This window comes from Pseudarthrobacter phenanthrenivorans Sphe3, assembly GCF_000189535.1.
Taxonomy (GTDB): Bacteria; Actinomycetota; Actinomycetes; order Actinomycetales; family Micrococcaceae; genus Arthrobacter; species Arthrobacter phenanthrenivorans.
This window is the reverse complement of record NC_015145.1, coordinates 105,022-128,577: the sequence shown is the minus strand read 5'-3', so window position 1 is coordinate 128,577 and position 23,556 is coordinate 105,022. Positions and strand designations below refer to the sequence as shown.

Annotated in this window: 23 protein-coding genes; 2 read left to right on the top strand and 21 right to left on the bottom strand. The window is 63.0% G+C overall.

The genetic code is table 11. The features are described 5' to 3' along the window. Positions 1-29: 29 nt before the first annotated feature. From ASPHE3_RS00625 to ASPHE3_RS00585, 9 genes are all read right to left on the bottom strand, one after another. Positions 30-782 carry an SDR family NAD(P)-dependent oxidoreductase gene (locus ASPHE3_RS00625; protein WP_013599289.1) on the bottom strand — a complete coding sequence of 251 codons (753 nt, stop codon included), beginning with the start codon at positions 780-782 and terminating at the stop codon, positions 30-32. Between the two features lie 30 nt (positions 783-812). Further along, entirely contained in the window at positions 813-1,526 is a 714-nt protein-coding gene (locus ASPHE3_RS00620) for a GntR family transcriptional regulator (protein ID WP_013599288.1), read from the bottom strand. Next, a complete protein-coding gene (locus ASPHE3_RS00615; RefSeq protein WP_013599287.1) occupies positions 1,523-2,728 on the bottom strand; it encodes a fumarylacetoacetate hydrolase family protein in 1,206 nt (401 codons plus the stop codon). The genes ASPHE3_RS00620 and ASPHE3_RS00615 overlap by 4 nt, the downstream gene beginning before the upstream one ends. Next, positions 2,725-4,224 (bottom strand): aldehyde dehydrogenase (NADP(+)), encoded by a 1,500-nt coding sequence (locus ASPHE3_RS00610; protein WP_013599286.1) that lies wholly within the window; start codon positions 4,222-4,224, stop codon positions 2,725-2,727. Before ASPHE3_RS00610 ends, ASPHE3_RS00615 begins: the two co-directional genes overlap by 4 nt. Positions 4,225-4,250: 26 nt before the next feature. Continuing rightward, positions 4,251-5,555, bottom strand: a complete 1,305-nt coding sequence (locus ASPHE3_RS00605; RefSeq protein WP_013599285.1) for an enolase C-terminal domain-like protein — start codon at positions 5,553-5,555, stop codon at positions 4,251-4,253. A 40-nt stretch (positions 5,556-5,595) separates the two neighbouring features. Next, positions 5,596-6,876, bottom strand: a complete 1,281-nt coding sequence (locus ASPHE3_RS00600) for a TRAP transporter large permease (protein WP_013599284.1) — start codon at positions 6,874-6,876, stop codon at positions 5,596-5,598. A 7-nt stretch (positions 6,877-6,883) separates the two neighbouring features. After that, the gene (locus tag ASPHE3_RS00595; RefSeq protein WP_013599283.1) at positions 6,884-7,495 is read right to left on the bottom strand and encodes a TRAP transporter small permease; all 612 of its coding nucleotides are present in this window, start codon (positions 7,493-7,495) and stop codon (positions 6,884-6,886) included. Next, entirely contained in the window at positions 7,492-8,532 is a 1,041-nt protein-coding gene (locus ASPHE3_RS00590; protein WP_013599282.1) for a sialic acid TRAP transporter substrate-binding protein SiaP, read from the bottom strand. Before ASPHE3_RS00590 ends, ASPHE3_RS00595 begins: the two co-directional genes overlap by 4 nt. Before the next feature lie 78 nt (positions 8,533-8,610). After that, the gene (locus ASPHE3_RS00585; protein WP_013599281.1) at positions 8,611-9,651 is read right to left on the bottom strand and encodes an Ldh family oxidoreductase; all 1,041 of its coding nucleotides are present in this window, start codon (positions 9,649-9,651) and stop codon (positions 8,611-8,613) included. A 448-nt stretch (positions 9,652-10,099) separates the two neighbouring features. Here ASPHE3_RS00585 and ASPHE3_RS00580 point away from each other — a divergent pair, with 448 nt between their 5' ends. Further along, entirely contained in the window at positions 10,100-10,807 is a 708-nt protein-coding gene (locus ASPHE3_RS00580; RefSeq protein WP_041652426.1) for a hypothetical protein, read from the top strand. Positions 10,808-11,000: 193 nt separating this feature from the next. Here the strand turns inward: ASPHE3_RS00580 and ASPHE3_RS00575 are convergent, their stop codons facing one another. Continuing rightward, on the bottom strand, positions 11,001-11,567 hold the full coding sequence (locus ASPHE3_RS00575; protein ID WP_013599279.1) for a recombinase family protein: 567 nt from the start codon (positions 11,565-11,567) through the stop codon (positions 11,001-11,003). 183 nt (positions 11,568-11,750) lie between these two features. Here ASPHE3_RS00575 and ASPHE3_RS00570 point away from each other — a divergent pair, with 183 nt between their 5' ends. Further along, the gene (locus ASPHE3_RS00570) at positions 11,751-12,053 is read left to right on the top strand and encodes a DUF4193 domain-containing protein (RefSeq protein ID WP_013599278.1); all 303 of its coding nucleotides are present in this window, start codon (positions 11,751-11,753) and stop codon (positions 12,051-12,053) included. A 218-nt stretch (positions 12,054-12,271) separates the two neighbouring features. On the opposite strand, the gene ASPHE3_RS21935 is transcribed toward ASPHE3_RS00570, so the two are convergent. The 11 genes from ASPHE3_RS21935 to ASPHE3_RS21160 all read right to left on the bottom strand — a co-directional run bounded on the left by ASPHE3_RS21935 (position 12,272) and on the right by ASPHE3_RS21160 (position 23,279). After that, complete coding sequence (locus ASPHE3_RS21935) at positions 12,272-12,724, bottom strand: META domain-containing protein (protein ID WP_167536970.1); 453 nt, start codon at positions 12,722-12,724, stop codon at positions 12,272-12,274. 112 nt (positions 12,725-12,836) lie between these two features. Further along, complete coding sequence (locus ASPHE3_RS00560) at positions 12,837-14,192, bottom strand: site-specific integrase (RefSeq protein WP_013599276.1); 1,356 nt, start codon at positions 14,190-14,192, stop codon at positions 12,837-12,839. Positions 14,193-14,364: 172 nt separating this feature from the next. Beyond that, entirely contained in the window at positions 14,365-14,709 is a 345-nt protein-coding gene (locus tag ASPHE3_RS00555) for a helix-turn-helix domain-containing protein (protein ID WP_012311535.1), read from the bottom strand. Beyond that, a complete protein-coding gene (locus tag ASPHE3_RS00550; protein ID WP_013603027.1) occupies positions 14,706-15,959 on the bottom strand; it encodes a tyrosine-type recombinase/integrase in 1,254 nt (417 codons plus the stop codon). The genes ASPHE3_RS00555 and ASPHE3_RS00550 overlap by 4 nt, the downstream gene beginning before the upstream one ends. 153 nt (positions 15,960-16,112) lie before the next feature. After that, positions 16,113-16,331 carry a hypothetical protein gene (locus ASPHE3_RS00545; protein WP_013599275.1) on the bottom strand — a complete coding sequence of 73 codons (219 nt, stop codon included), beginning with the start codon at positions 16,329-16,331 and terminating at the stop codon, positions 16,113-16,115. 43 nt (positions 16,332-16,374) lie between these two features. Further along, complete coding sequence (locus ASPHE3_RS00540; RefSeq protein WP_013599274.1) at positions 16,375-17,544, bottom strand: glycerate kinase; 1,170 nt, start codon at positions 17,542-17,544, stop codon at positions 16,375-16,377. Further along, positions 17,545-18,753, bottom strand: a complete 1,209-nt coding sequence (locus tag ASPHE3_RS00535; protein ID WP_013599273.1) for a dihydrodipicolinate synthase family protein — start codon at positions 18,751-18,753, stop codon at positions 17,545-17,547. It abuts the gene before it with no gap. After that, a complete protein-coding gene (locus ASPHE3_RS00530; protein WP_013599272.1) occupies positions 18,753-19,919 on the bottom strand; it encodes a Gfo/Idh/MocA family protein in 1,167 nt (388 codons plus the stop codon). Before ASPHE3_RS00530 ends, ASPHE3_RS00535 begins: the two co-directional genes overlap by 1 nt. Positions 19,920-19,994: 75 nt before the next feature. Beyond that, entirely contained in the window at positions 19,995-21,371 is a 1,377-nt protein-coding gene (aldh, locus tag ASPHE3_RS00525; RefSeq protein WP_013599271.1) for an aldehyde dehydrogenase AldH, read from the bottom strand. Positions 21,372-21,423: 52 nt separating this feature from the next. Further along, entirely contained in the window at positions 21,424-22,992 is a 1,569-nt protein-coding gene (locus ASPHE3_RS00520; protein ID WP_013599270.1) for a GMC family oxidoreductase, read from the bottom strand. Next, on the bottom strand, positions 22,989-23,279 hold the full coding sequence (locus ASPHE3_RS21160) for a hypothetical protein (protein WP_013599269.1): 291 nt from the start codon (positions 23,277-23,279) through the stop codon (positions 22,989-22,991). Before ASPHE3_RS21160 ends, ASPHE3_RS00520 begins: the two co-directional genes overlap by 4 nt. Positions 23,280-23,556 lie beyond the last annotated feature (277 nt).

The window sequence follows — 23,556 nt, the reverse complement described above, 5'->3', positions numbered from 1 at the left end:
CTCCTTTTCGTTGTGGGCTTTCGGGGCCCTTAGGCAGTTGGCCGAAGCAGCAGGCTGTGCATTCCGCCGTCGACGGACAGTGACGTGCCGGACGTCGAGCCGTTGGCCGGGTCGGCCAGGAACAGCACGGACGCCGCGACCTCCTCGGCTGTTACGAGCCGCCCGTGAGGCTGCCGTGCCTCGAGCGCGCTCCGCTCCGCTGCCGGATCCTCGGCCGCATCCAGCAGCCTGGATACCCACGGGGTGTCCGCGGTGCCCGGGTTGACGCAGTTCACGCGGATGCCTTCCCGAAGGTGATCAGCGGCCATGGCCCGGGTGAGCGCGGTGACTGCTCCCTTGCTCGCTGAGTACAGGGCCCGCTGGGGCAACCCATGTGTTGCGGCGACCGATCCGGTGTTGACGATGGCGGCGCGGTTGGACTCGCGCAGGTAGGGCAGCGCCGCGCGGGACACCCGGGCCATGCCCACCACGTTGATATTCAGCACGCGGAGCCACTCGTCGTCGTCGTTGTCCGCCACGCTTCCCGCGGCACCGACGCCGGCATTGTTGACGAGGACGTCTATCCCGCCAAGGTGCCGGGCCGCCGCTGCGACGGCATCGTCAACCGAGGCCCGGTCACCGACGTCGCAGGTGAATCCCGCGACACCGTCAGGCAGGTTCCCGGGGGACAGGTCCAGTACAGCCACGCGTGCGCCGCGTGCGGTCATTGCTGCGGTGATGGCAGCACCGATTCCGGAGGCGCCGCCGGTTACTAGGGCACGCACGCCCGTAAAAGAATCCATCGTTAACATCCTTGTCGGTTCCGGGAGGGATCAGCAGAGCTTGGCCGGGGACGGGATCCGCAGGCCCGCATCGTCCTGGTCAAACGCCTCCGCGAAGCGGTGGTAAGCGCCGATGAGGTGACGGTGCATGGCTTCCTCAGCCGCATCCGGGTCGCATGCGGCGATCGCGTTCACAATCGCACGGTGCTCCTCAACCGTGGTGGTGCCCTGATAGTCAGCGGGATGCAAACGGAACAGGTGCAGGTGGCAGTGAGTTGCGCGGTAGGCGTGCAGCGCGAACTCATTGCTGCTTGCCGAGAGGATGCGGTCATGGAACGCGGTGTCGTGGGTGACCAACCGGTGCCGCACGCTGCCTTCCTGTGCGGTACCGGCTTCGAATTCGTCGACCCACGCCTGGAGTGCGTGCGCCGGATTGATGAGCCGATTCACCGCGGCGGCGCGTGCTGCCCAAGGTTCAACGAGCAGGCGGAACTCGAAGAGCTCCCGCAGTTCCCCGGTGTCCAACAGTGCCGTGGTGCGGTATCCCTTGCCCGGGGTCTTAACGATCAGCCGGTCACCCTCAAGCTGGCTGAGCGCCTCACGGATGGGAGTCTGGGAGACGCCGATTTCCCTGGCCAGGGCGTCGATATTCACCTTCCCGTCCGGCGGCAGTTGCAGGTCCAGGATCTTCGCACGGAGGATCGCGTAGACGTCGACACCGGAACGCCCACGGCCTTCGACCTCCCGCACGGTGCCCTCACTCATCGCGCACCGGCTCTGCCGCTGGGTTCGTCGGCGCGGGAATGGGCCAGGAGGTACCGCAGCAGGCTGCCGATCCCGAATGACCAGGGCTGAAGGTCTTCCGTGGGTGCCACCATGTTGGTCAGTGTACCCAGCCGCGGGCTCCCGATTTCGACGACGTCACCGAACTTGTGGGTGAAGCCCATCCCGGCAGCGTCCCGATCCTCATTAGGCGCGAACAGCGTACCCGTGAACAATACGAAGCCGTCCGGATACTGGTGGTGGCGCCCGTACGCCGCACGGACGAGTTCCTCGAAGGGACGGCTCAGTCGCTGCACGCTGTTGGTTCCGTTCAGCGTGTAGCCGTCCGTGCCGCGCACCGTGAGCTGGATGGTCTCCTGCCGGGCATCGTCGAGGGTGTAGGAGTCGTTGAAGAGCCTGACAAAGGGCCCAAGGGCAGCTGACCCGTTGTTGTCCTTGGCCATGCCGAGCAGCAACGCGCTGCGGCCCTCTACGTCGCGGAGGTTCACATCATTACCCAGGGTGCACCCACGGATCCGGCCCTGGTTGTCCACCACAAGCACCAGTTCCGGTTCCGGGTTGTTCCAGGAGGAGAAGGACGGGACGCCGATGTGCGACCCAGTGCCCACCGCAGACAGCACCGGTGCCTTGGTGAACACCTCAGGATCGGGGCCGATGCCGACTTCCAGGTACTGGGACCAAAACCCCTCGCGGACCAGGACGTCCTTGACACGGGCGGCCTCCGGCGAGCCCGGGCGCAGACCGGCAAGGTTGCCGCCAAGGGCCTCCAGCACCTGCGCGCGCATCTGCTCTGCAAGGGTGAAATCACCCCCGCAGCGTTCCTCGATCACTCGTTCGACCATGCTGTCCACGAAGGTAACACCGCAGGCCTTCACCGCCTGCAGGTCGACGGGGGCCAGCAGATGGGGTGTTTCAATGCTTCCTGTGTTTTCCGACGTCGCGTGAACCGCCTCAGCAAGGTTCCAGCGGCGGGCATTGGAACTTCGCGCCTCCTCCAGCAGCGCGGCAGGCTGGTCGCCGTTGAGCAGTTCCGATACCGTCGCGGCGTACCCAAACAGGTCCACGAGGGTGTCGCCGTCCACCAGGACCGGCCGGGGCCCGGCTGTTTCCGGATCCCAGAGCCGTCCGACCAGCAGCGCGGCCGCGGCGTCGTCGGGCAGCAGTGCGCTGACAGAAAGATTCACAGTCCGTCCTTCCCTTCCTCGGTTCCAATTACCTCAAAGCGTCCGTCCACCCGGCGCATGATGTTCCACGGGTTCGACTCCTGGAGGGCCGCCGGCAGCACCGCGTCGGGTACATCCTGGTAGGCGACCGGCCTGGTGAACCGGCTGATCGCGGCTGTTCCCACAGAGGTGGTGCGGGACGTGGTGGCCGGGTAGGGACCGCCGTGCTGCTGGGCATAGGACACGGTTACGCCGGTCGGCCAGCCGTTCCACAACACCCTGCCGGCAAGGCCGGTGACGGTGTCGAGGAGGCGGGAGGCATCATCGCCGTCGTCGGCATGGATGGTCGTGGTCAACTGGCCTTCCATGAGAGACGCCAGTTCAGGGAGCTGGCCAGCATGACGGTAGCGGATGACGACGGTGGCTGGCCCGAACATCTCCCGGTGAAGCACCTCGGGGTCGCGGGTGACGGCGTCAGCGTCCGTGAGCAGGACGGCGGGGGCGGGCACCTCATCGTCGGATCCGGGCACCAAGGTCCTGACACCGTCGAGCGCGGCTACCTCGTCCCTGGCCTGGCCGAAGGATTCGCGCAGACCGGGTGTGAGCAGTTCGGCCAGCGGTGCCTCGGCGAGCGCGGATTCGAGCACGGCGCGCAGCTCCTCTTCGGCGAGGGTGTCGGGCACGAACAGCAGACCGGGCTTGGTGCAGAACTGCCCCATACCCATGGTGAAAGAACCGGCATACCCGGTGAGAATGTCCACCGCACGGTTCTGCCACGCGGAGGGCAACACGAATACGGGGTTGATGCTTCCGAGCTCCCCGTAGAACGGAATCGGCTCCGGCCGGGCGCTGGCACGGTTGAACAGCGCCCGGCCGCCTGCAGTGGATCCGGTGAAACCGACGGCCTTCACCAGCGGATGGTCAACCAGGGCCTCCGCTGCGGCACGGCCGTCCACGACTGCGAACAGACCTTCCGGCGCCCCGGTTCCACGAAGGGCTTCGAGCACCACTTCCGCCGTCCGCAGCGCGAGCTGCCGGTGTCCGCTATGGATCTTGTGCAGGACGGCGCATCCTGCGGCGAGTGCGGACGCCGAGTCTCCGCCCATCACGCTGAAGGCAAACGGGAAATTGGAGGCACCGAAAACACCGACGACGCCGAGGGGCACGTTGACCCGGCGGATATCCGGCCTCGGGCCCATGCCCCAATGGGGGTCGGCGTGGTCCACTGTGGCGTCGAGCGGCACGCCGGCGAGGACCTCTTCGGCGAACAGGTCGAGCTGGAAGGCTGAACGCTTGAGCTCGCCCTGCAGACGGGCTTCAGCCAGGTGCGTATCCTTCTGGCCCAGTGCCACCAACTCATCCGCGTTGTCACGGAGGGCTGAAGCGATGGCCTTCAATCGCGCCGCCCGGGTGGACGGCGTTTCAGCGGCGGCCTCCAGGAACGCGCGGTGCGCAGCCTGGGCTGTCTGGTCGACGTCCTCGGGGGTGGTGGCGATAGTCAGTATGGTTGCAGTCATGGGGATCCTTCCGGGGTTGATCCGGGTCAGCGTTCGTTCAGTTCCTGCCAGCCGGTACCGGTGGGGAACGTCCACCGCGCCGTAGACTCGTCGAACATCTGAGCGCCGACGCCGGGAAGCTTAGGTGCCTGGTACCGCCCGCCGGTAACCACCACCGGCTCATTGAAGTGCTCGTGGAGATGGTCAACGAATTCGATGACCCGGTCCTCCATGGTGCCGCTGATCGCCGCATAGTCGAAGAACGAGAAATGCTGGACCAGCTCGCACAGACCCACGCCCCCGGCATGCGGGCAAACCGGTGTGTTAAATTTCGCCGCGAGAAGCAGGTTGGCGATGTTCTCGTTGACGCCGGCAACGCGGGTGGAGTCGATCTGCATGATGTCGATGGCGCCGGCCTGCAGCAGCTGCTTGAAGATGATCCGGCTCTGCACGGCCTCGCCCGTCGCCACTTTAATAGGGTGGACGGCCTTGCGGATAGCTGCGTGGGCCAAAATGTCGTCGGTGCTGGTGGGTTCCTCAATCCAGTAAGGGTTGAAGTCCTGCAGCTGGTTGACCCAGTCGATCGCTTCCTGCTCTTCCCAGCGCTGGTTGGCGTCAATGGCGATGCGGACGTCGGGACCCACTGCTTCGCGTGCCAGGGAAAGACGACGGCGGTCGTCCTCGATGCTGCCTGCGACCTTGAGTTTGATCATCCCGAAACCGTCAGCGACCGCCTCCTTTGAGAGACGCACGAGCTTCTCGTCGCTATAGCCCAGCCAGCCGGGCGTGGTGGTGTAGGCCGGGTAGCCGTTTTGCTGGAGTTCGGCAATGCGTTCGTGCTTGCCGGCCTGCCCGCGCTGAAGAATGTCAGTTGCATCCTGAGGTGTCAGGGCGTTGCCGATGTGGGTGAAGTCGACGGTGCTGACCAGTTCCTCGACCGGCATCTCGCTGAGCAGCAGCCACAAGGGCTTGTTCTCGCGGCGTGCCCGTACGTCCCACAGGGCGTTGACAAGGCCGCCGCAAGCCATGTGCGACACGCCCTTCTCCGGACCGAGCCAGCGCATCTGTGAATCATGGACCAGCCGCCGGGAGGCGTCTCCCAGGTTGTTGACAAGCTCGTCGGTGTCCCGTCCCACCAGCAGTTCGCCGTAGCTGTCCATCGCCGCGGTAATGAGTTCATTACCGCGGCCGCAGGTGAAAACGAGGCCGTAGCCGCGTTCGCCGTCGTCCGTGGCTATTTCAACGTAGGCGGCGGAGTAGTCCGGGTCCACGTTCACGGCGTCAGAGCCGGAAAGGTCCAGGGAGGTGGGGAAGCGCACGTCGGTGGTTCGTACTGAAGTGATGCGTGACATGGAAAGTTCCTTGGTTCTGTTTTGGCGCAGGCAGTCAGGGTTACAGGAAGCCCAGCAGCGTGGGCAGTCCGACGGTAAGCGCGGGGACGAAGGTGATGACCAGGAGGGTGAGGACCATCGGGGCGAAGAAGGGGAGGATGCCCTTGATCACTGTCGGTACCGGCGCCCGGGTCACGCTCGAAAGCACGAAGAGCACCAGGCCCACCGGGGGTGTGATCAGCCCGATCAGGAGGTTGAAGATGACCATGATTCCAAGGTGGATGGGATCGATGCCAAAGGTCTCGGCCACCGGCAGCAGCACGGGCACCAGGATCAGGATCGCTGCCGTCGGCTCCAGGACGCAGCCGACGATCAGGAGCAGGATATTCACCAGGATCAGGAACACGATCGGCTGGTTGGTGATGTCCAGGATCAGGTTGGCGGCCACCTGGGGAGCCTGCTCGCGGGCCAAAACCCAGCCGAAGAGTGCCGCCGCGGCAACGATCAGCAGAACCGAGCCGGAGGTTTCCACCGTCGTGAGCAGCGTCCGGTAGATCTTGCGCCAGGACAGCGCCCGGTAGGCCAGGGCCAGGACCAGGATGTAGATGACGCCGATTCCGCTCGCTTCCGTGGGAGTGAAGACGCCACTGAGGATCCCGCCGAGGATGACGACGGCAGAACCCATAGCGGGCAGGGCCGCCAGCGTAGTCTTCCCGCGCAGCTTCCAGCTGGACTTTGGCAGCCGGAGTTCCTCGCGTTTGCGCATGAGCAGCCAGACGGTGAAGCACAGAGAGGCGACCAGCACCAGGGCGGGCACGATGCCGGCCATGAACAGGGCGCCCACGGATACTCCCGCTGTGACAGCGTAGATGACGGCGGGAATGCTGGGCGGGATCATTGGTGCGATGAGGCTGGAGGCGCCGGTGACACCGAGGGCGAACTCGCGCTTGTAGCCGCGCTCCACCATCGCCGGCACTTGCACCCGGCCCATGGCTGCGGCATCGGCGATCGCCGCTCCGCTCATCCAGGAGAACCCGAAGCTGGTGGCGACGTTGACGTATCCAAGGCTGCCGCGGAGATGCCCGATGGCAGCTACTGCGGCGTCGTAGAGCTTGTCCGTGATGCCGGAGACGTTGGCCAGGTTGCCAAGCAGGATGAACATCGGCACGGCGAGGATCGCAAAGCTGTCCACGCCGGAGACCGTCTGCTGTACTGCCGTGCCCATCCGCGCCGTCGGGTCCATGATGACGTAGGCCACCGACGGAATCAGCAGGGCAAACGAGACGGGAACGCGCAGGGCCAGCAGCGCCAGCAGCGCAATAAGCATGATGAGGAGGGTCATGGGAGTCCTAAACCGCTTCCCGCTCGAGGTTTTCCATTGCGTCGGGGACGACCTCGGGGTGGCGGAGATTGAGGTAAATGTGCAGGGCAGCGTGGAGGAAAATGAGCATGAACCCGGTTACCGCGGCGCTGTAGACGACGCTCATCGGCAGACTGGTGGCCGGAGCCAGGAGCCGGTTCGCGCCGACGGCGGACTGGGCGCCGTTGACCGCCATCACGCCTGCGGTTACCACCACAGCCGTCAGAGCGAACGTATCCAGGATGACAGTGCCGGTCCGTCCGAGCTTGCTGGCCAGCAGGTCCACGGCGATATGGATGCGGCGGGCCATCACAAAGCCGGCGGAGACAAACGTGAACCACAGCAGCGCGAACCGGGCGAGCTCCTCTGTCCAGCTGAAGGGCGCATTGAACACGTACCGGCTGACCACCTGCAGCACGATCAGGGCGAGCGTGGCCACCAGGAGCGTGCAGGAAGCTGCACGCTCCACGTTAACCAGTCCCCGGTACAGCCGGCTGCGCTGTTCGGCGAAGTCCGGCTCATCCGGTTCATGCGGGACGTGGGAGCCGGTGGCGATGTTGTTCTCTTTGAGCGCCTCCGACCGTGAATTGCTGGGAATCATCGGGCGTCCTTGAGTTCCCGGTACAGCTCGCCCCAGGACTGCTTGAGCATTGCTTCCTCGGCTGCGGCTGCGAAGGATTCGCGGTCAACATCCTCATTGACCTTGATGCCGTCGCCGGACTTCCATTCCTCCAGGATGCTCTGTTCCTGCTCCTCGATGCACTTGCGGGCGGCTTCGGCTGCCGGGCCCATCGCAGCCTCAAGGGCGCTGCGTTCTTCATCGGTGAGGCCCTCGTAGACTGAGCGGCCGGTGGTGATCATGACGCCTTGGACCATGTGGCCAGTGAGGTTGATGTAGTCCTGGACCTCGTTGAACTTCGCGGTGGCGATGGTGGGGATGGGGTTTTCCTGTGCGTCGATGGCACCCTGCTGGAGCGCAAGGTAGACCTCGTCCAGGGCCATTGGTGTGGCGGTACCGCCCATGGCCTTGATGTTCTCCAGGTACAGCGGTGCGTTGGGGGTGCGGATCTTCAACCCTGCGAAGTCCTGGGAACTCTTGATCTGCTTGTTGGCGGTGACGTGGCGGGTGCCGTAGTACCAGCTGGAGAGGACCTTGAGGTCGGAGCTTTCGTACAGCTTGTCGAAGACGCCTTTCATGGTGTCGCCCTCGACAGTCTTGACGAAATGGTCCACGTCCTTGAACAGGTAGGCACCGTCCAGCACCGCTGCGTCCTTTTCCCAGACCCCGAGGAAGGAGGGCCCGGCTACCGCCATGTCAAGCGCGCCGGAAGAAACCTGTTCCAGTGACTCCGCCTCACTGCCCAGCTGCGCAGCGGGGAAACTCTGGACCTGGAGTCCGCTGCCTTCGAGTTCTTTCTTCAGAGTGGCAATGCCACATTTCTCAACCGGGTGGCCGGCATCGTACACATGGGCAAGGCGGAGGGTCTTGGCGCCGGCGTCGGCCTGCGCCGCCTTGTCACGGTCAACGGGAGTGCCGACGTTGCAGGCCGAGAGAAGCAGAGCCGCGGTGGCCGCGAGGCCCAGGGCGGCACCCGTACGACGACGACGGCGGGCAGGGGTGGAGTGGTCAAGCTTCATTGCTAGGTTCCTTCCGGGAATACGTGTTGTGCCGGACTTAGGGTCGGCCTGTTCGGTTGGTTTGGCCGACTGATTTGTTCAGACGGTTGTGAGCGAAAGTTCGTGTGCGAGCCGTCGGAGCTGGTCTGCCGTGGAGGCGGGCAACTGGACGGACGTGGCGGCTTCCGCCTCACGTGCCCGTTCCGGGTCCCCCGGCGCATGCACGGTGCGGCCGGCCGGTCCCGACATGCGGACGCGCTGCTGAAGATCTGCAACCCGGGCCTCGGTGTGGTCCCGGCCTCCGAATGCAGCCGCGTCGATTCCGACGACGAGGTGCCCGTTGTTCATCCGGGACGCAGGGTTGGACCAGATGTCGACGGTCTCGTACGCGAACGTTGCATCGGTGAGTGACGAGGCGAAGGCTTCGAGGAGCACCGAGACAGCCGAGCCCTTGTGGCCGCCGAAAGGGATCATGGACCCGAGTGCTGCAGCTTCGGGATCGGTGGTCGGGTTGCCCTCGAAGTCCACGGCCCACCCCTCAGGAAGCTGCCGGCCCTCGTTGCGGGCAGCAATGACCTTGCCGTACGCGCCGTTGCTTGTGGCGAGGTCGGCAGTCAGGGGCCACCCGCCGGCACTGGGTGCGCCAAGTGTGAGCGGGTTGGTTCCTAGCACTTTCTCAAGTCCACCGTGGGGTGCGACCACGGGGCCGGTGGACGAAGTGATGAAGGAGAGGAAGCCTGCCTCGGCGAGCTGGTCGCTCCAGAAGGCTCCCGCTCCGTAATGGCTGCTGTTGGAGACGGCGACGGCGGCAATACCGTGTGCACCGCCGGCGTCGATGACCCTGCGAACCGCCGCCTGCATGGCGACCTGGCCAAGCGCCCCGTCGGCATCGAGCACGGCCACGGCATTCCGGGTGGACGAAAAGGTCATCGCCGGGGTGGGGTTAATGCCGCCCAGGCGGAGCGCCTCGGCGTACAACGGCAGGCGCAGCAGGCCGTGCGAGAAGATGCCGCGCTGGTCTGCTTGGACGAGCGAGCGGGCCGTGAGTTGGGCGTCGTCGTCGGGGACGCCGCGAGCCTGCAGCACTTCTGCGGCAAGTCGGATGAGGTCAGGGACCGGAAATGACTGATGGGTATGCAACGCTGAAGACCCTTCTAAATATAGGAAACAGCTAAAGCCTATATTTAATGCGAGCGCCTCACAAGCCCCTGATTTTTTCTCAGTGGAGCGTGGTGAAGAAGACGTACTCCTTGGTCAGCCTTCCCGGCTTGGCGGAGAACAAGAGCCGAGCGGCGCGGGAAAGCTCCACATGGATTCATCTACTGAGATGCGCAGAGCTTTACGATGACGCCTGAGCGCCTTAGCCGCGGTCTTGCTGTCCTCGACCCTCCCAGCGGCGGTGGGGTGACGGCGGGTTCAAGCCACAAGGCCAGGAGCGCGTTGAAAGAAGTCCATATGGCATAGCACTGCGAGTTCCCGTCTCCTGGCACAACTAGCGAAAGGCCGATAATGGAGATTCCGTCGGGCTGGTGGTGTGCTCCGATGAGTGCAGTCGAGGCTGCGGCAACTCCCGGTAGCATCGGGGGGCATGAGTCAGGAAGAGAACTATATGGAGCACCTGCTGCAGGTAGGGGAGGGGCTTGCCGGGTTGAGCCTGGAGCAGTTGGGGTTCGAGCCGCGACTGGAAGATCTGACGGCGGAGCAGCGCAGCATGCTGGGTCCCGATGACGTTGAATGGATGGAATCGATCACTCAGGAGCGCCGGGACAGGAGCCTGTTCCAGGCGAAGCTTCTGACGGGTGCGCTTTGGGAGGCCTCGATCATCCTGATCGACCAACTCTTTGAGGATCTCGCCGGCTTGCGGAAGCTTCAGTCCATTGATCGCGAGGACATCGCCAATACCTTCGTTCTATCCTGGTTGCCTCCCGGGCAAGCGCACAAATACGACATTGGCTTCGTCCAACGGTTTGTCGTGATTGCGGTGGACATGACCGGTGCGATGGCCCGCGGCTGGAGCCGTCCTTCCTGTGTCGCCCAGGAGCTGGCGCTGCGCTGCCTTCTTGACCAGGTCGAAGTCATTCAGGACTCGTATGACCTGGACCTGGCTGACGACTGGCGGGGGACACTTGAAGAGCAGATGTTCGAGGATATGGACAGCGATCTGCTTTACCAGAACGCGATGGATGGTTTCGAGAACGATGTTGAGCTGAACCTGCAGTTGGGCTTTGCACCAATGAACGTCCAGGACTGGTTTGAGCCATTCAACGATGCATCCGTCCCGCCCTTTGTCCGCTGACGCGCAGGGGCTGTCTGCTGCAGGCTGATTGGGTCGGAAGTGGCGAAACTCCGGCCAAATAGCGGTTGGCCGAAGTTCCGCGTCCAACACTGCCGGGTCAACCTTGAGATTGGCTGGGAACGACAGCGGTATCCGGCAAAGTCCTGACGAACGGCCCAAAGAGAGCTTCTGGTCCCGGGGGGAGTGGACGGGGTCATTCCTGTCGGGCGTGGCGTAGATACTGGTAGACGGTTTCCCTGCTGATTCCGTAGTCACGGGCGAGGACGACTTTGGGGATGCCGGTGCCGGCGCGCTGGACCAGTTCGGCTGCCCGTTCCGGGGTCAGGGTCTTCTTCCGGCCCTTGTAGACGCCGCGCTGCTGAGCCAGGGCGATGCCTTCGCGCTGACGTTCCCTAATCAAAGACCGTTCAAATTCAGCGAAGGCACCCATGACCGAGAGCATCAGGTTGGCCATGGGGGAGTCCTCGCCGGTGAAGACGAGTTGCTCCTTGAGGAATTCCACCCGCACCCCACGTTTAGTGAGGCCCTGGACCAGGGCGCGCAGGTCATCGAGGTTCCGGGCGAGCCGGTCCATGCTGTGCACTACGACGGTGTCGCCGTCACGGACGAAGCGCAGCAGTTCGGTCAGCTGCGGCCGTGCCGTGTCCCGGCCGGAAGCTTTGTCGGTGAAAACCCTGTCCAGGACCTGGCCATCGAGCTGGCGCAGCTCATTTTGATCCACGGTGCTCACCCGCAGGTAGCCGATGCGCTGACCGTCCACGGCGCCTCCAATCCTCGACCTGTGAGTACGAGTGTCAGCGTCCATACCGAACACGTCAAGACACTTCGTGCCCATGACAGCAACACGACGACAACCCCGCAGGGGAACAAGCCGACCATCGTGTACGTTGCTCTCTGGTCAGGAAAGAAAACGGCACCAGAGAAGAAAAGAGAACCGCCAAACGTGGCTACCGATTACGACGAAGTCCGCTCCGACGTCAAGGAATCTCAGGACAGCTCCCTGGAGGCGCTGAAGTCCGCCAGCGCCCCGGATGCCCGCAGCGTCGTCACTGAGCTCGATGAAGCCGACGCCCTGGACGAAGGCCTGACCCCTGGCGGCGAGATCGTCGCCGAGGAACTCATCGTCCAGGTCATCCCGCAGGGAGCGGACGAGTTCACGTGCTCATCCTGCTTCCTGGTCCGGCACCGGTCCCAGCTGGCCCGCGAAGACAACGGCCGGTCCTACTGCATTGAGTGCGAGGGCTGACGGGCCCGAATCAGACCCCGCGGGCTTGCAACCCCTTTACTAGGCCGTAAATGATGCATTCGATGCAATACGCAGCCTTTAACTGGGTAAGCGGGTTATCAGTTTGGGGCTTATTCTCTGTCCCCCGGCGGAGTCCAAGGTGTTGTTGATAACTGCTTGAGGTCACTGCCAAAGCGTCAGACCAAGTGGGCGAAGGGTCACGCCCAGACCAGGGGCTGCTATTTGCTTTTGAAGCTGAGCGTGTCCGCTCCGGCGGTCCAAGTCAGGGTGTCCTGGACGAACGCCATTTCGATGGGCCGGCTTAGGAATTGCATGACCCATTGCTCCTGCGCAGAAGACTCGCCGGCGCAGCCCATCGCCCCGACTGCGGGTTTGTCGAGTGTGAGGGTGTTCCCGTTGATCACCGCCGGAGCGCTGATCGGATTGCACGGGGTTTTCGCCCCGAACTGGAGCTCTCCGTTGACGGAATAAAGTTCCACTCTCAGCCCGCCTGCCGCAGCCCACGGCAGGTCGACGCCGTTGGATGTCGCCGAAATGCTGACGTATTGCGAACATGCGGCGGTCGGCAGGAATGACGCGCATGTCGCCGCGGGAGGCGTGGAAACGGTCGGGGAAGGCGTGCTGACGTCCGTCGCCGCTTGGTCGATGGTGCCTGACGCGCACGAAGTCATGAGCAGGCTGAGAGATAGCAGACAAAAACTGTTTCGCCATAATCGTGAATGCTTCATCGATTCCCCCTGAAGATGGAAGCTGGTCGGAGCCTATACGCGGGCGCGGGCTTTGTCACTGGGTTTCTTCCGCCGGTTGGTCGCGGCTGCGTTCTCGGGTGAAGTGGGGGTTCTTGCCAACGACGTAGCTTGCCATGGGTGCGCTGGTGGCTCCCGCGTGGCGGGACAGAGTCTGCTTGCTGTATCCGAGCATGCGTGCGAGTGAGGTCGCGTCGATTTCTTTGACCAGGCTCTGCAGGGTGGCGTTGCGGATGCCCTGGATGTTGACGCCCATCCCGCGAAGCTTTAGCAGGTGGGTGTTGGGGGAGCGGGGGGATCCTGCGCGGACGCCCGGGAAGAGCCAGCGCGTGTCGCGGTTGACTGTCTGCTGGCCGCCGCGGTTCTGGAGGTGGGCCCAGAACATGGGTGCCAGCAGCTCGGGGATGGGCGCTGGGTACCGGCCGAGATTGAGAAACATGCCCTTGACGGTCACTTCGACGTCGTCGATGGTGAGCATGGCAATTCTGCCGATGGGGATGCCATAGAGCAGGAAGATCAGCCCCGCGATGCGGATCGAGACGGCGACGTTGTCGGCCTCGATGAGCTTGCGGACGAGGTCCAGGCGTTCCTGTTGGCTGAGGACAGGTGTTGTTCTGGCCAACCGCGCAGCGACCTGGATGTCCTTCCCTGGCGTTTCCCGCTTGAGGTATTGGATGAAGTTCCGGATATGTCGCCGGGTCGAGGTGCCCTCGGAGAGGTATTCGTCGAGATGCATCTGGCGGATGGAAGATGCTGTCCTGCCGTGCTCGTCGTGGAGCCAACGGAGGAACTTTCCCGCCTCGGTGATCTCCTGTTTCGCCGAGCGCACGGCGTAGTTCATGTTCTTCGTCGCGGACGATTCCGCCCGAAGCCTTTTGAGGTGATGCCAGCGCGCAAAACGCTCGATGGGTGCGTGGATTTCCGGTGTAGTGGAGAGCTGGTCGAGGCGTTCTTCCAGCCACTGTTCAAACATGGCCAGCTGACGGTCTTCCTGGGCGGGAAGGATCCGGTTGTGGGTGAGGATTGCCCGGAGGTGCTCGACCGCCGGCGTCTTCGGAAGCTCGTCGAAGGCCTGGTGGGAGAGTTCGATCTCTCGGTCGCCGATTCGCTTGAGCAGTGACGCGGATCGACCGCCGTGGCCGCGCAGCCAGGTGTAGATGCTCTCGGGCCGGGTGGAGTCGGTCAATATCTTGATCAGGCGTTTTAGCCGCAGGTCGGGCGGGTCATTTGGCCTGAGGAGCTCGGTCAGATCGGTGGTGAGTACGCAGGAGATGCAATGCCCGCCGCGGAAGCGCTCAGCCTCGCGGCCGCAGTTGTCACAGGTGAGGTTCGTCGTGATGCCGGCGCACTCCCGGCAGATGTCCTCGCCTGTATCGGTCCGGCCGGGGAGCATTCTGTCGGCGCCGCAGAGCGGGCATCGGCCGTATCGGTGGGTTGCGTTCGTGAAGCAGATGCCGCAGATGCGTCCGTCTGGCCAACGGACCCGGATTTTTCCGGTGGTCTTTCCGCAGCGGTCGCAGCCCTCGCTCGTCCTGTTGGAGCGGGGACGGCCACGCGGCTTGAACTCACTGCTCATGGGGGCGGGTAATGCGCGCCCGAACCGGCCGGTAGGCGGCCAGAAGGGGGACATCCGTGCCGTCGCCGACCGCGGTTCGACGGCGCTGAGTGCGGGCGTCCGTTGCGGTGTAGGTGAGGATTTCGTTGGCTTCGACCTTGAAAATGTCGCAGAGCGCAGCCAGGACCTGGAACGAGATCCGATCCGGGTTCTGGCCGACGAGCCGGTAGATCTGCGACTCGGAGAGCGTAATGCCGCGCTCCCGAAGCGGAGCAACAAGATCACGGCTGTTTCGCATCCCGGCGCGTGCCATCAGCTCCTTGACGCGAAACTGGTAGTCGATCTGACGGTTCATCGTGGTGTCTTTCCGGAAGGCGTTGTGGGTTTGGTCAGCACCCTGCTGTTGCTGGCCAGCAGGGTGCTGTTGAGAACGCGTTCGAGTTCGCGTGCGGCATAGTCGGGGGAGGGCAGGGTGTAGATCGTGGTCGTCGATGTGTGCTCGTGGCCAACCTGCATTGAGATGAACTTGGTGTCATATCCGTGCTCGGTCTGCATATGCGTGACATAGGACCGGCGCAGGGAGTGAAGATCAAGCCCCGGCGGAAAGCCGAGTTCATCAAGGAACCCGCGCATCCGAGCCCGGAGGTTCTTTTCCGGAACCAGGCCGCCACGGTCAGTCGGGAAGAGGTCGCCGACAGGCTGCCCATACCGGGGAAGACCGCGCCTGACCCAGTCATCAACCGCCTCGGCCGCCCAGTCCAGAAGGGTCAGGACGGACCGCTGTTTCTTGGGGGAGCCCTTCTGCGGCTTCCCGAACCGGACGCGCAGAATGCCGTAGTCACCAAAGTACGGGGCCTTAACATTGCGGGAAAAATCCACGAGGCTGAGGTGACGAAGCTCGTCGCGCCGAAGGCCCCAGCCGTAGGCGGTCTTGAAGGCCACGGCGTCACGCCAGGCGGCAAGAGCGCCCTTGCGCCCCGAATTAATGATCCGTTCGACCTCCAGGTCGGCCAGGTCGAAGAATGCCTGCAGCTCCTCGAGAGTGAAGGCACGCTTCTCTGGACCCATATCGGCATCCTGGACGTGCCGGGCCTTGTTGAACTCGGTGATCACCTGGGAAAAGGTGGTCCCGAAGAGCCGCCCGCAGTTCTCGTTCCACGGGTATTCAGGGTTGGTCGCATACTCGCAAAACAGCTTGATGTCCGTCTGGTACGCCCGGACGGTGGAAAGGGCAAGGTTCTCAACACCGCGCAGATGGGCGAACAGCTCATCCGCGTCGACCGGGCCCCATTCCCACGGATACTTGCCCGAGAAGTCCGACAGGCGCATCACCGAGGCGACCCGGCGCTTGGTCGTCTGCAGGGTGAAGTTCTGCGCCAAGTGGGATCTCTTCCACCCGGTGAGCACCTCGCTCAGGAACGCGTCACGATCCGGCTCCCGATTCGGCAGCGGCAAGAACGCGAGACCGCCGAACTTATCACCCAAGAAGCCTCCAATGCCGACTGCAAGTTTTGCAGTCAGAATGCAAAAAATGCAAACTGCGAGCCCAGGATGCCTGATACGACGCCAATTTGTGGACATGCAGCGCAGCACGTCCGGGCTCACCTGAACGGATCCCTGCCGTGACCAGACAAACAAACCGGCCGCTCACAGCCGTTATCTAGGCCTAAACAAGCCGTTATCGAGAGTGGACGTATTCGCAGAAATTGCGAACAACCTTTTTACTACTTTACATAATCTCCATTATCGGCGTTAGTCTTACACAGGCCTGAGCGATTCAGGTTGCAGATTTACCGGCAGGGCCGCAAGGATCGTATGCTCGTGGAAGTCGAGGAGTTTGCGTTCCCCAACGTCTGTGTGGATCCAAATAACGCCAAAATCAGGGTCTGCCATATCAACGGTTCCTTGCCAGCGGGTGCCGGTTTTGTCCCATGCTTCAATTCGGCTGCCGGGCTCAAGGTATTGGAATTTGCTCATATTCTTGCCTCCAACGTGCGACCTGCCCTGCCCGTCGTGTCCGTCATGCACCCAGTTTGTGAAGATCAGATCCGATGGTGCTCCCAATTTGTTCTAACAGTGGCCCAGCTTGGTTGATGCATCGGGACAGATCGGGCTGCAGTTCCCGCAGAGAGTAGGCCCGGGTGAAACCAGCGAGCTCAACTTGCGAAGCGTCCAGGGCGATGTTTCCGCAGACTGCAATCACTGGTACACCGTGTTCTGAAGCGATGCGACTGATACCCAGGGGCAGCTTCCCGCCGAGGCTTTGCTCGTCCATGTTTCCCTCACCGGTTATTACGAGTGTTGAGTCCGCGATGTAGTGGTTCAGTTCCAGTATGTTTTGGAAGGCAACGACTCCTGGTTGGGTTCGCGCAGCCAGGACTGCGATGACAGCGTAACCGAGCCCGCCCGCAGATCCCGCTCCTGGTACTGCGGCAGCTCTAATAGCCCGAGGACCGATTTCTTGCTCCATACTTGCGACTAGCTGCTCAAGTCCGGCTTTGAGGCGCGCGATGTCGGTCTTCGTAGCCCCCTTTTGGGGCGCGAATATCGCTGCTGCACCCTCAGGACCGAGCAATGGGTTGTTAACGTCTGTTGCCAAAACGAATCGCGCCCGACGAAGTCTCTTATCCAGGTTGTCCAGATTCACGGAGGCGAGGTCCATCAGAAACCCCCCGCCCTCGTGCAGAGGTTGACCCTTGGCATCGAGAAATTCGGCACCAAGTGCCGCCAGGAATCCAGCCCCACCGTCAGTGCAGGCGCTTCCTCCAGCCCCGATGACGATCTTGTTACAGCCCAGGTCGAGTGCTGCGCAGACGAGTTCTCCTACTCCTCTACTACTAGCGGTCAGCGGAGCGGAGGCACCCCCTGGGAGAAGGGCTAAGCCAGCGGCATTTGCCATCTCAATAACGGCTTCGTTGCCCCGTGTTGCAAATTCTGCGACAACTGGACGTCCCGTGGGACCGCTGACTTGAACGAGATGGCTGCTGAAGCCTGCACTGATCACCGCTTTTACTGTGCCTTCGCCACCATCAGCGACCTGCAGCTGTTTGACCTGAACGGCTGGATGCACGCTGCGAAGACCAGCAGTGAGATGGGCGGCGACCTCTCGTGAGGAAAGGGAGCCCTTGAATTTATCTGATGCGATGAGAACCCGTGCGTGTCCATTCGGGCGCGGACTGGCAAGGTCCATCTAGATCCCGCTTATCCGCAAAAATTCAGACATCCGGAAGGCAGCCAGTGCCGGGTCCTTGAGCAGGCCCGCCTGGTCGGCCAGTTCGAAGGTCTTGGCGAGGTGGCACACAGACCGGCCGGAGTGCAGACCGCCGACCATCTGGAAGCCGGGCTGTTTGCCGTTGAGCCAGGACATAAACGCGATGCCGGTCTTGTAGTAGAAGGTGGGGGCGCTGAAGATGTGCTTGCCCAGTTCCCTGGTGGAGTCCAGGATTTCGCGTGCTTTGGCGGCGTTGCCGGCGTCGTAGTTCTGCAGGGCAACCGAGGCGGCCGGGTAGATGGCCGCGAAGATGCCCAGCAGGGCGTCGGAGTGGTGGGTCCCGTCGCCGTCGATGAGCTCGGGGTAGTTGAAGTCGTCGCCGGTGTAGAGGCGGACGCCTTCGGGGAGGGCCGCGCGGAGTGCAACCTCGTGGCCGGCATCCAGCAGGGAGACCTTGACGCCGTCCACCTTGTCCGCATGGTCCCTGATGAGGCCAAGGAACGTCGCGGTGGCGGTTGCGACATCGTCCGAACCCCAGTAGCCGGCCAGGGCGGGATCGAACATGGTGCCCAGCCAGTGCAGGATGACGGGCTGGTCCACTTCCTGCAGCAGGGTGGAGTAGACCTTCAGGTAGTCGTCAGGGCCGTTGGCAACCTTGGCCAGGGCACGCGACGCCATCAGGATAACCTTGGGGCCGGCTTCGGTGATCACGGCGATCTGTTCGCGGTAGGCCTCAAGCACGGCCTTGATGCCCGCTTCGCCGGCCGGCAGGGAGTCGATGTCGAGCTGGTCCGTGCCGGCGCCGCAGGAAACCAGGTCCCGGACGGTCTTGCCCGCTGTGGCGGCGTTTCCGGTTGCGACCACCGATGCGGCCTCGACGCCTGTCCGCTTGATGAGCTGCTGGGTGGCCGCCCAGTCGAGGCCCATGCCGCGCTGGGCAGTATCCATGGCGTCCGCCACACCGAGCCCGTAGGACCACAGCTCATGGCGGTAGGCCATGGTCGCCTCCCAGTCGAGCCGGGCCGGGGCGCCGGGGGTGTTGTCAGCGAGGACTTCGGGGATGACGTGCGCGGCAGCGTAGGCCCGCCGGGCAGTCAGCGGGGCGGTGGGGCGGGCCCAGGAGGTGCCGCCCTGCAGCCGGTATTCGCGGGTGCCGCCGTCGTGGGAGGGAAGGATGAGCGAGGTCATTAGAGGGTGATCTCCGGGATGTCGAGGGTGCGGCGTTCATCGTTGGACTTCAGGCCGAGCTCGGCCAGCTGGACGCCGCGGGCGGCGGACAGCAGCCCGAAGCGGTGCTCGCGGCCGGCCACGACGTCGCGGAGGAACTCTTCCCACTGCAGCTTGAACCCGTTGTCCAGCTCGGCATTGGCCGGGACTTCCTGCCACTGGTCGCGGAAGGACTCGGTGACGGGCAGGTCCGGGTTCCAGACCGGCTTGGGGGTGTGGGCGCGCTGCTGGGCGACGCACTTGTTCAGGCCTGCGACGGCGGAGCCGTGGGTCCCGTCAACCTGGAACTCCACCAGTTCATCGCGGTAGACACGCACTGCCCAGGACGAGTTGATCTGGCCGATGACTTCGTCGCCGCCCGGGGTCTCGAGCTCGAAGATGCCGTAGGAAGCATCATCCGCCGTGGCCTTGTATTCCTTGCCGGCTTCGTCCCAGCGCGCCGGGATGTGGGTGGCGGTCTTGGCGCTGACGCTCTTGACCTTGCCGATGATGCCCTCGAGGACGTAGTTCCAGTGGCAGAACATGTCCGTGGTCATTCCACCGCCGTCTTCCTTGCGGTAGTTCCAGGACGGGCGCTGGGCCGCCTGGATGTCGCCTTCGAAGACCCAGTAGCCAAACTCGCCGCGGATGGAGAGGATGCGGCCGAAGAAGCCCTCGTCCACCAGGCGGCGGAGCTTGACCAGGCCGGGCAGGTAGAGCTTGTCGTGAACGACGCCGGCCGTGACGCCGGCTTCCTTGCCGATGCGGGCAAGTTCGATGGCCTCTTCAAGGGTTTCCGCTGTGGGCTTCTCGGTGAAGATGTGCTTGCCGGCGAGCATGGCCTTCTTCAGGGTGGCTGCGCGGAGGCTGGTCATGGACGCGTCGAAGATGACGTCAACGGTGGGGTCGTTGATGACCGAGTCGAGGTCCGTGGTCCATTCGGCGACCTTGTGCTTTTCCGCAAGTTCGCGGATCTTGGCCTCGTTGCGGCCCACCAGGATCGGTTCGATCTGGACCCTGGTGCCGTCCTCGAGGGTGAAGCCGCCGGCGTCGCGGATCGGGAGGATGGAACGCAGCAGGTGCTGGCGGTAACCCATCCGGCCGGTGATGCCATTCATGGCGACGCGGACAATCGCTGTTTTAGTCATATTTTCCTCAGAGAAAAGGGTTGAAGGGGCGGCGCTGAGGGTTAGTAGGGCCAGCGCCGCCCCGTGTCGGGTGGGTCAGGAGGTCCAGACCGTCTTGATGTTTACGAACTCCCGGATTCCATAGGCGGAGAGCTCACGTCCGTAGCCGGAGTCTTTGAGGCCGCCGAAAGGCACCGCCGGGAATGACGCCGTCAGACCGTTGATGAAGACGCCCCCGGCCTCGATTGATCGAGCTGCTTCGGTCGCTTCGGTCTCGTCATTCGTCCACACGCTTGAGCTCAAACCAAAATCAGAGTCGTTGCTGAGAGCGATGGCTTCCTGGAGTGATGACACTTTGTAGAGGCAGGCCACGGGGCCGAAGCATTCTTCCCGGTAGATGCGCATGTCCTCTGTTACGCCTGTGAGGACAGTCGCCGGGTAGTACCAGCCCTCCCCTTCCGGTATTTCTCCTCCACACTGAACTGCTGCCCCTTTTTCGCGGGCGTCCCTAACCAGTTCATGAACGTCCTGGCGTCCTCGCTCCGTGGCCAGGGGGCCAAAGCTGGTGCTTTCGTCCAAGGGGTCACCGGCAACTGCTTCGGCCATACCTGTAACGAACAGATGTTCAAAGCGGTCGTAGACATCTTCGTGAACGTAGAAGCGCTTGGCCGCGATGCAGGACTGCCCCGAGTTTTGAAGGCGTGCGATTACTGCCTGGGCAGCAGCCTTTTCAATATCGGCCGAGGGCATGACGATAAAGACATCCATGCCTCCCAGTTCCAGGACACTCCTTTTGATGTTCCTGCCGGCTGCTTCAGCAATGGCGGAACCGGCAGCGACGGAGCCGGTCAGGGTGACCGCCCTGATCCTTGCGTCATCCACGAGGGGAATAACGTCTTTGCCTTCAACCAGCAGTGTCTGAAACGCGCCTTCAGGAAAACCGCCGCGGGCGAAGAGGTCTCCCAGGTACAGCGCACATTGAGGAACGTTTGAGGCGTGCTTGAGGAGCCCTGTGTTGCCCGCCATTAGTGCGGGGGCGGCGAAGCGGACGGCCTGCCAAAGGGGGTAATTCCAGGGCATAACGGCCAAAACGACGCCTAACGGGTCGAATTGTACGTGGAGGTTGGAGGCGTTGACCTCTTTCGCCGGGACCGGGGTTTCCGGGCTAAGGTAGCGCTGGGCGTGATCGGCGAAGTGCCGCATGCCGGTGGCTGATTTCAGGGCCTCGTACTTTGCTGTCGTTAAGGTTTTGCCCATCTCGGTGGCGATGAGACGGGCCACTTCGTCGGCTTCGCTTTCGAGGATGTCAGCGGCCTTATGCATCCAGCGGGCGCGTTCTTCAAAGGAGGTGTTCTGCAGTGACCGGAATGCTGCTTCCGCACGGGCGATCCGGTTTTCTACCTCTTCGGGCGTATGGGCGTCGAAGGTTTTCAGGGTGATGCCCGTGGTGGGGTCGATGGTCGCGATTGCCATGATGCTCCTTGTTGCTGTTTTCGATGGCTGGTAGGGCAGCGGAACGGAATGTCTACAGAGCTGCCGCGCTGAGCTGCCGGCCGATGTAGTCGCCCTGTCGCATCGACAGGGCGACGATTGTCAGGGTGGGGTTCGCGGCAGCGCCGGTGGTGAATTGTGACCCGTCGGAGACGAACAGGTTAGGTACGTCGTGGGCTTGACCGAAACTGTTGACGACGCCTTCATCAGGCTTCTGGCTCATTCGGGCTGTTCCCAGGTTGTGGCCGGAGGGCATCCCCGGGGCTCTGGTTGTGCGGATGGCGCCGACAGCTTTGAAGAGTTTCTCGCCCTGCTCGTAGCCGTGGTTCCGCATGGCGATGTCGTTGGGATGGTCGTCGTAGTGGACGACAGGTGCGGGCAGACCGAGGCGGTCGGTGACGGTGTTGCTTAGGGTCACTCTGTTGGATGCCTGCGGAACGTCCTCACCGCAAATCCAAAGTGCCGCTGTGCGGGTGTAGGCTTCTACCTTTTCTGTGAATTGTGGCCCCCACTCCCCCGGGCTCATGAAGGTACTGAATGAGGGCAGCCCTTGGGCGATCATCTCGATGTAGTAGCCGCCAACGAAGCCCCGTGATGGGTCATGCCGCGATTCGTCGCTGATGATGCCTGCCATTGGTTCGCCGCGGTACATATGGACTTCGTTGGGGAACTCGGCGTAGACGAGACCGGTGGTGTGCCGCATATAGTTGCGCCCGACCTGGCCTGAGGAGTTCGCAAGGCCGTCGGGATGGCCCGAGGTAGCCGAAAGCAGGAGCAGGCGTGGCGTCTCGATGGCGTTTCCTGCTACAGCTACGAGGCGAGCCCGTTGACGTTGCAGGTTTCCGACGGTGTCTGTGTAGACGACGCCGTCCGCGCGGCCGTCAGGGCCTAGCGTGATTTGTACGGCTTGGGCTTCGGTCCGCAGTTCCAGCAGGCCGGTGGCTAAGGCCTTTGGTATCTCGCTGACAAGTGGTGACCACTTGGCGCGGCTTTTATCGCCTGCCATGGCGAAGCCGTCCTGAACTGTGCCCGGGCGGCCATCGTAGGGTTCAACGTTGGTGGCGTAGGGGCCTGTTGCGTAATGGCGGTATCCGATTCGTTCGGCGCCGTTCGCCAGAACCTTGTAGCCGTTGCTCGCCGGCAGTGGAGGTCGGCCGTGCCGGTGGGAGGCTCCCACCGCTTTTTCCGCTTCGGTGTAGTAATGGTCGAGTTCGTCCAGGTCCAGTGGCCAGTCTGCGATGGTCCCATCGGGCAGGTCTCCGTAGTACGTGTGTGTCTTGAACTCGTGCCATTTGAATCGGGGTGTCAGTCCGGTCCAGAATGTCGCGGTTCCACCGACGGCCTTTCCGTTCCACGCCGGGCTGCCGGGGAAGTCCTTCGCGAGGCTCCATGATCCTGTTGCCAGGCGGGTGTCGGTCCATGTGAGCTGCTTGTAGGACTCCCGTTCGTCGTTGATGAACTTGTCGTTGGTGATCCATGGGCCTGCTTCGAGAAGCACGACTTTAAGGCCTTGCTGTACGAGTCTGAGGGCCAAGGTGGCACCGCCGGGGCCGGAACCGATGATAACGGCGACGTCGTCATCAGTGAGGTCATACTTTTTCATCCGGCTGTCCTTGCGTATTCGGTCACGTCAGGAGACGTCGTTGGGAGGGGCCCGATGGGGAGGAGGGACTCGGTGGGTTCTTCGATGCGGGGTTGGGGAAGCCATGCCAGGTCGTCGAATCCGCGGTGCAGGTAGCCGCCGTGTTCGAACGAAGACCCCGGGTAGCCGATGAATTCCCAGACTTCGCGGTCGTCGTAAAGGTGAAATGCAACCAGCGGACGCAGAGTGTTGAAGAACGTCGTTTGCTCAACCGCTCGCAGCAGGCAATCAATGGCCTTGGAATCCATGTCGCGGATTGGCGAAGTTGTTATCTGGGCCAAGTCCCTTAATCCGTCCGACAGGGTTCGGTATAGCCCGGGGTCTGATGCGGCCTGTGTGATGATGCTGGAAACAGTCCGGGTGTAAGGTCCGTCCCGTAGGTCCGGGTGTGGATAAAGCGCTTTTGCCAGCACGATGAGCTCTGCGACGCGCGCAGGTGGAAATAGGTCTGGATGGGGCGAAAAAACAGCGCTGTCTGCCGCCATGGATTTTCCTTTCGAACTGAAGTGAAGTGTGGAGGGAAGG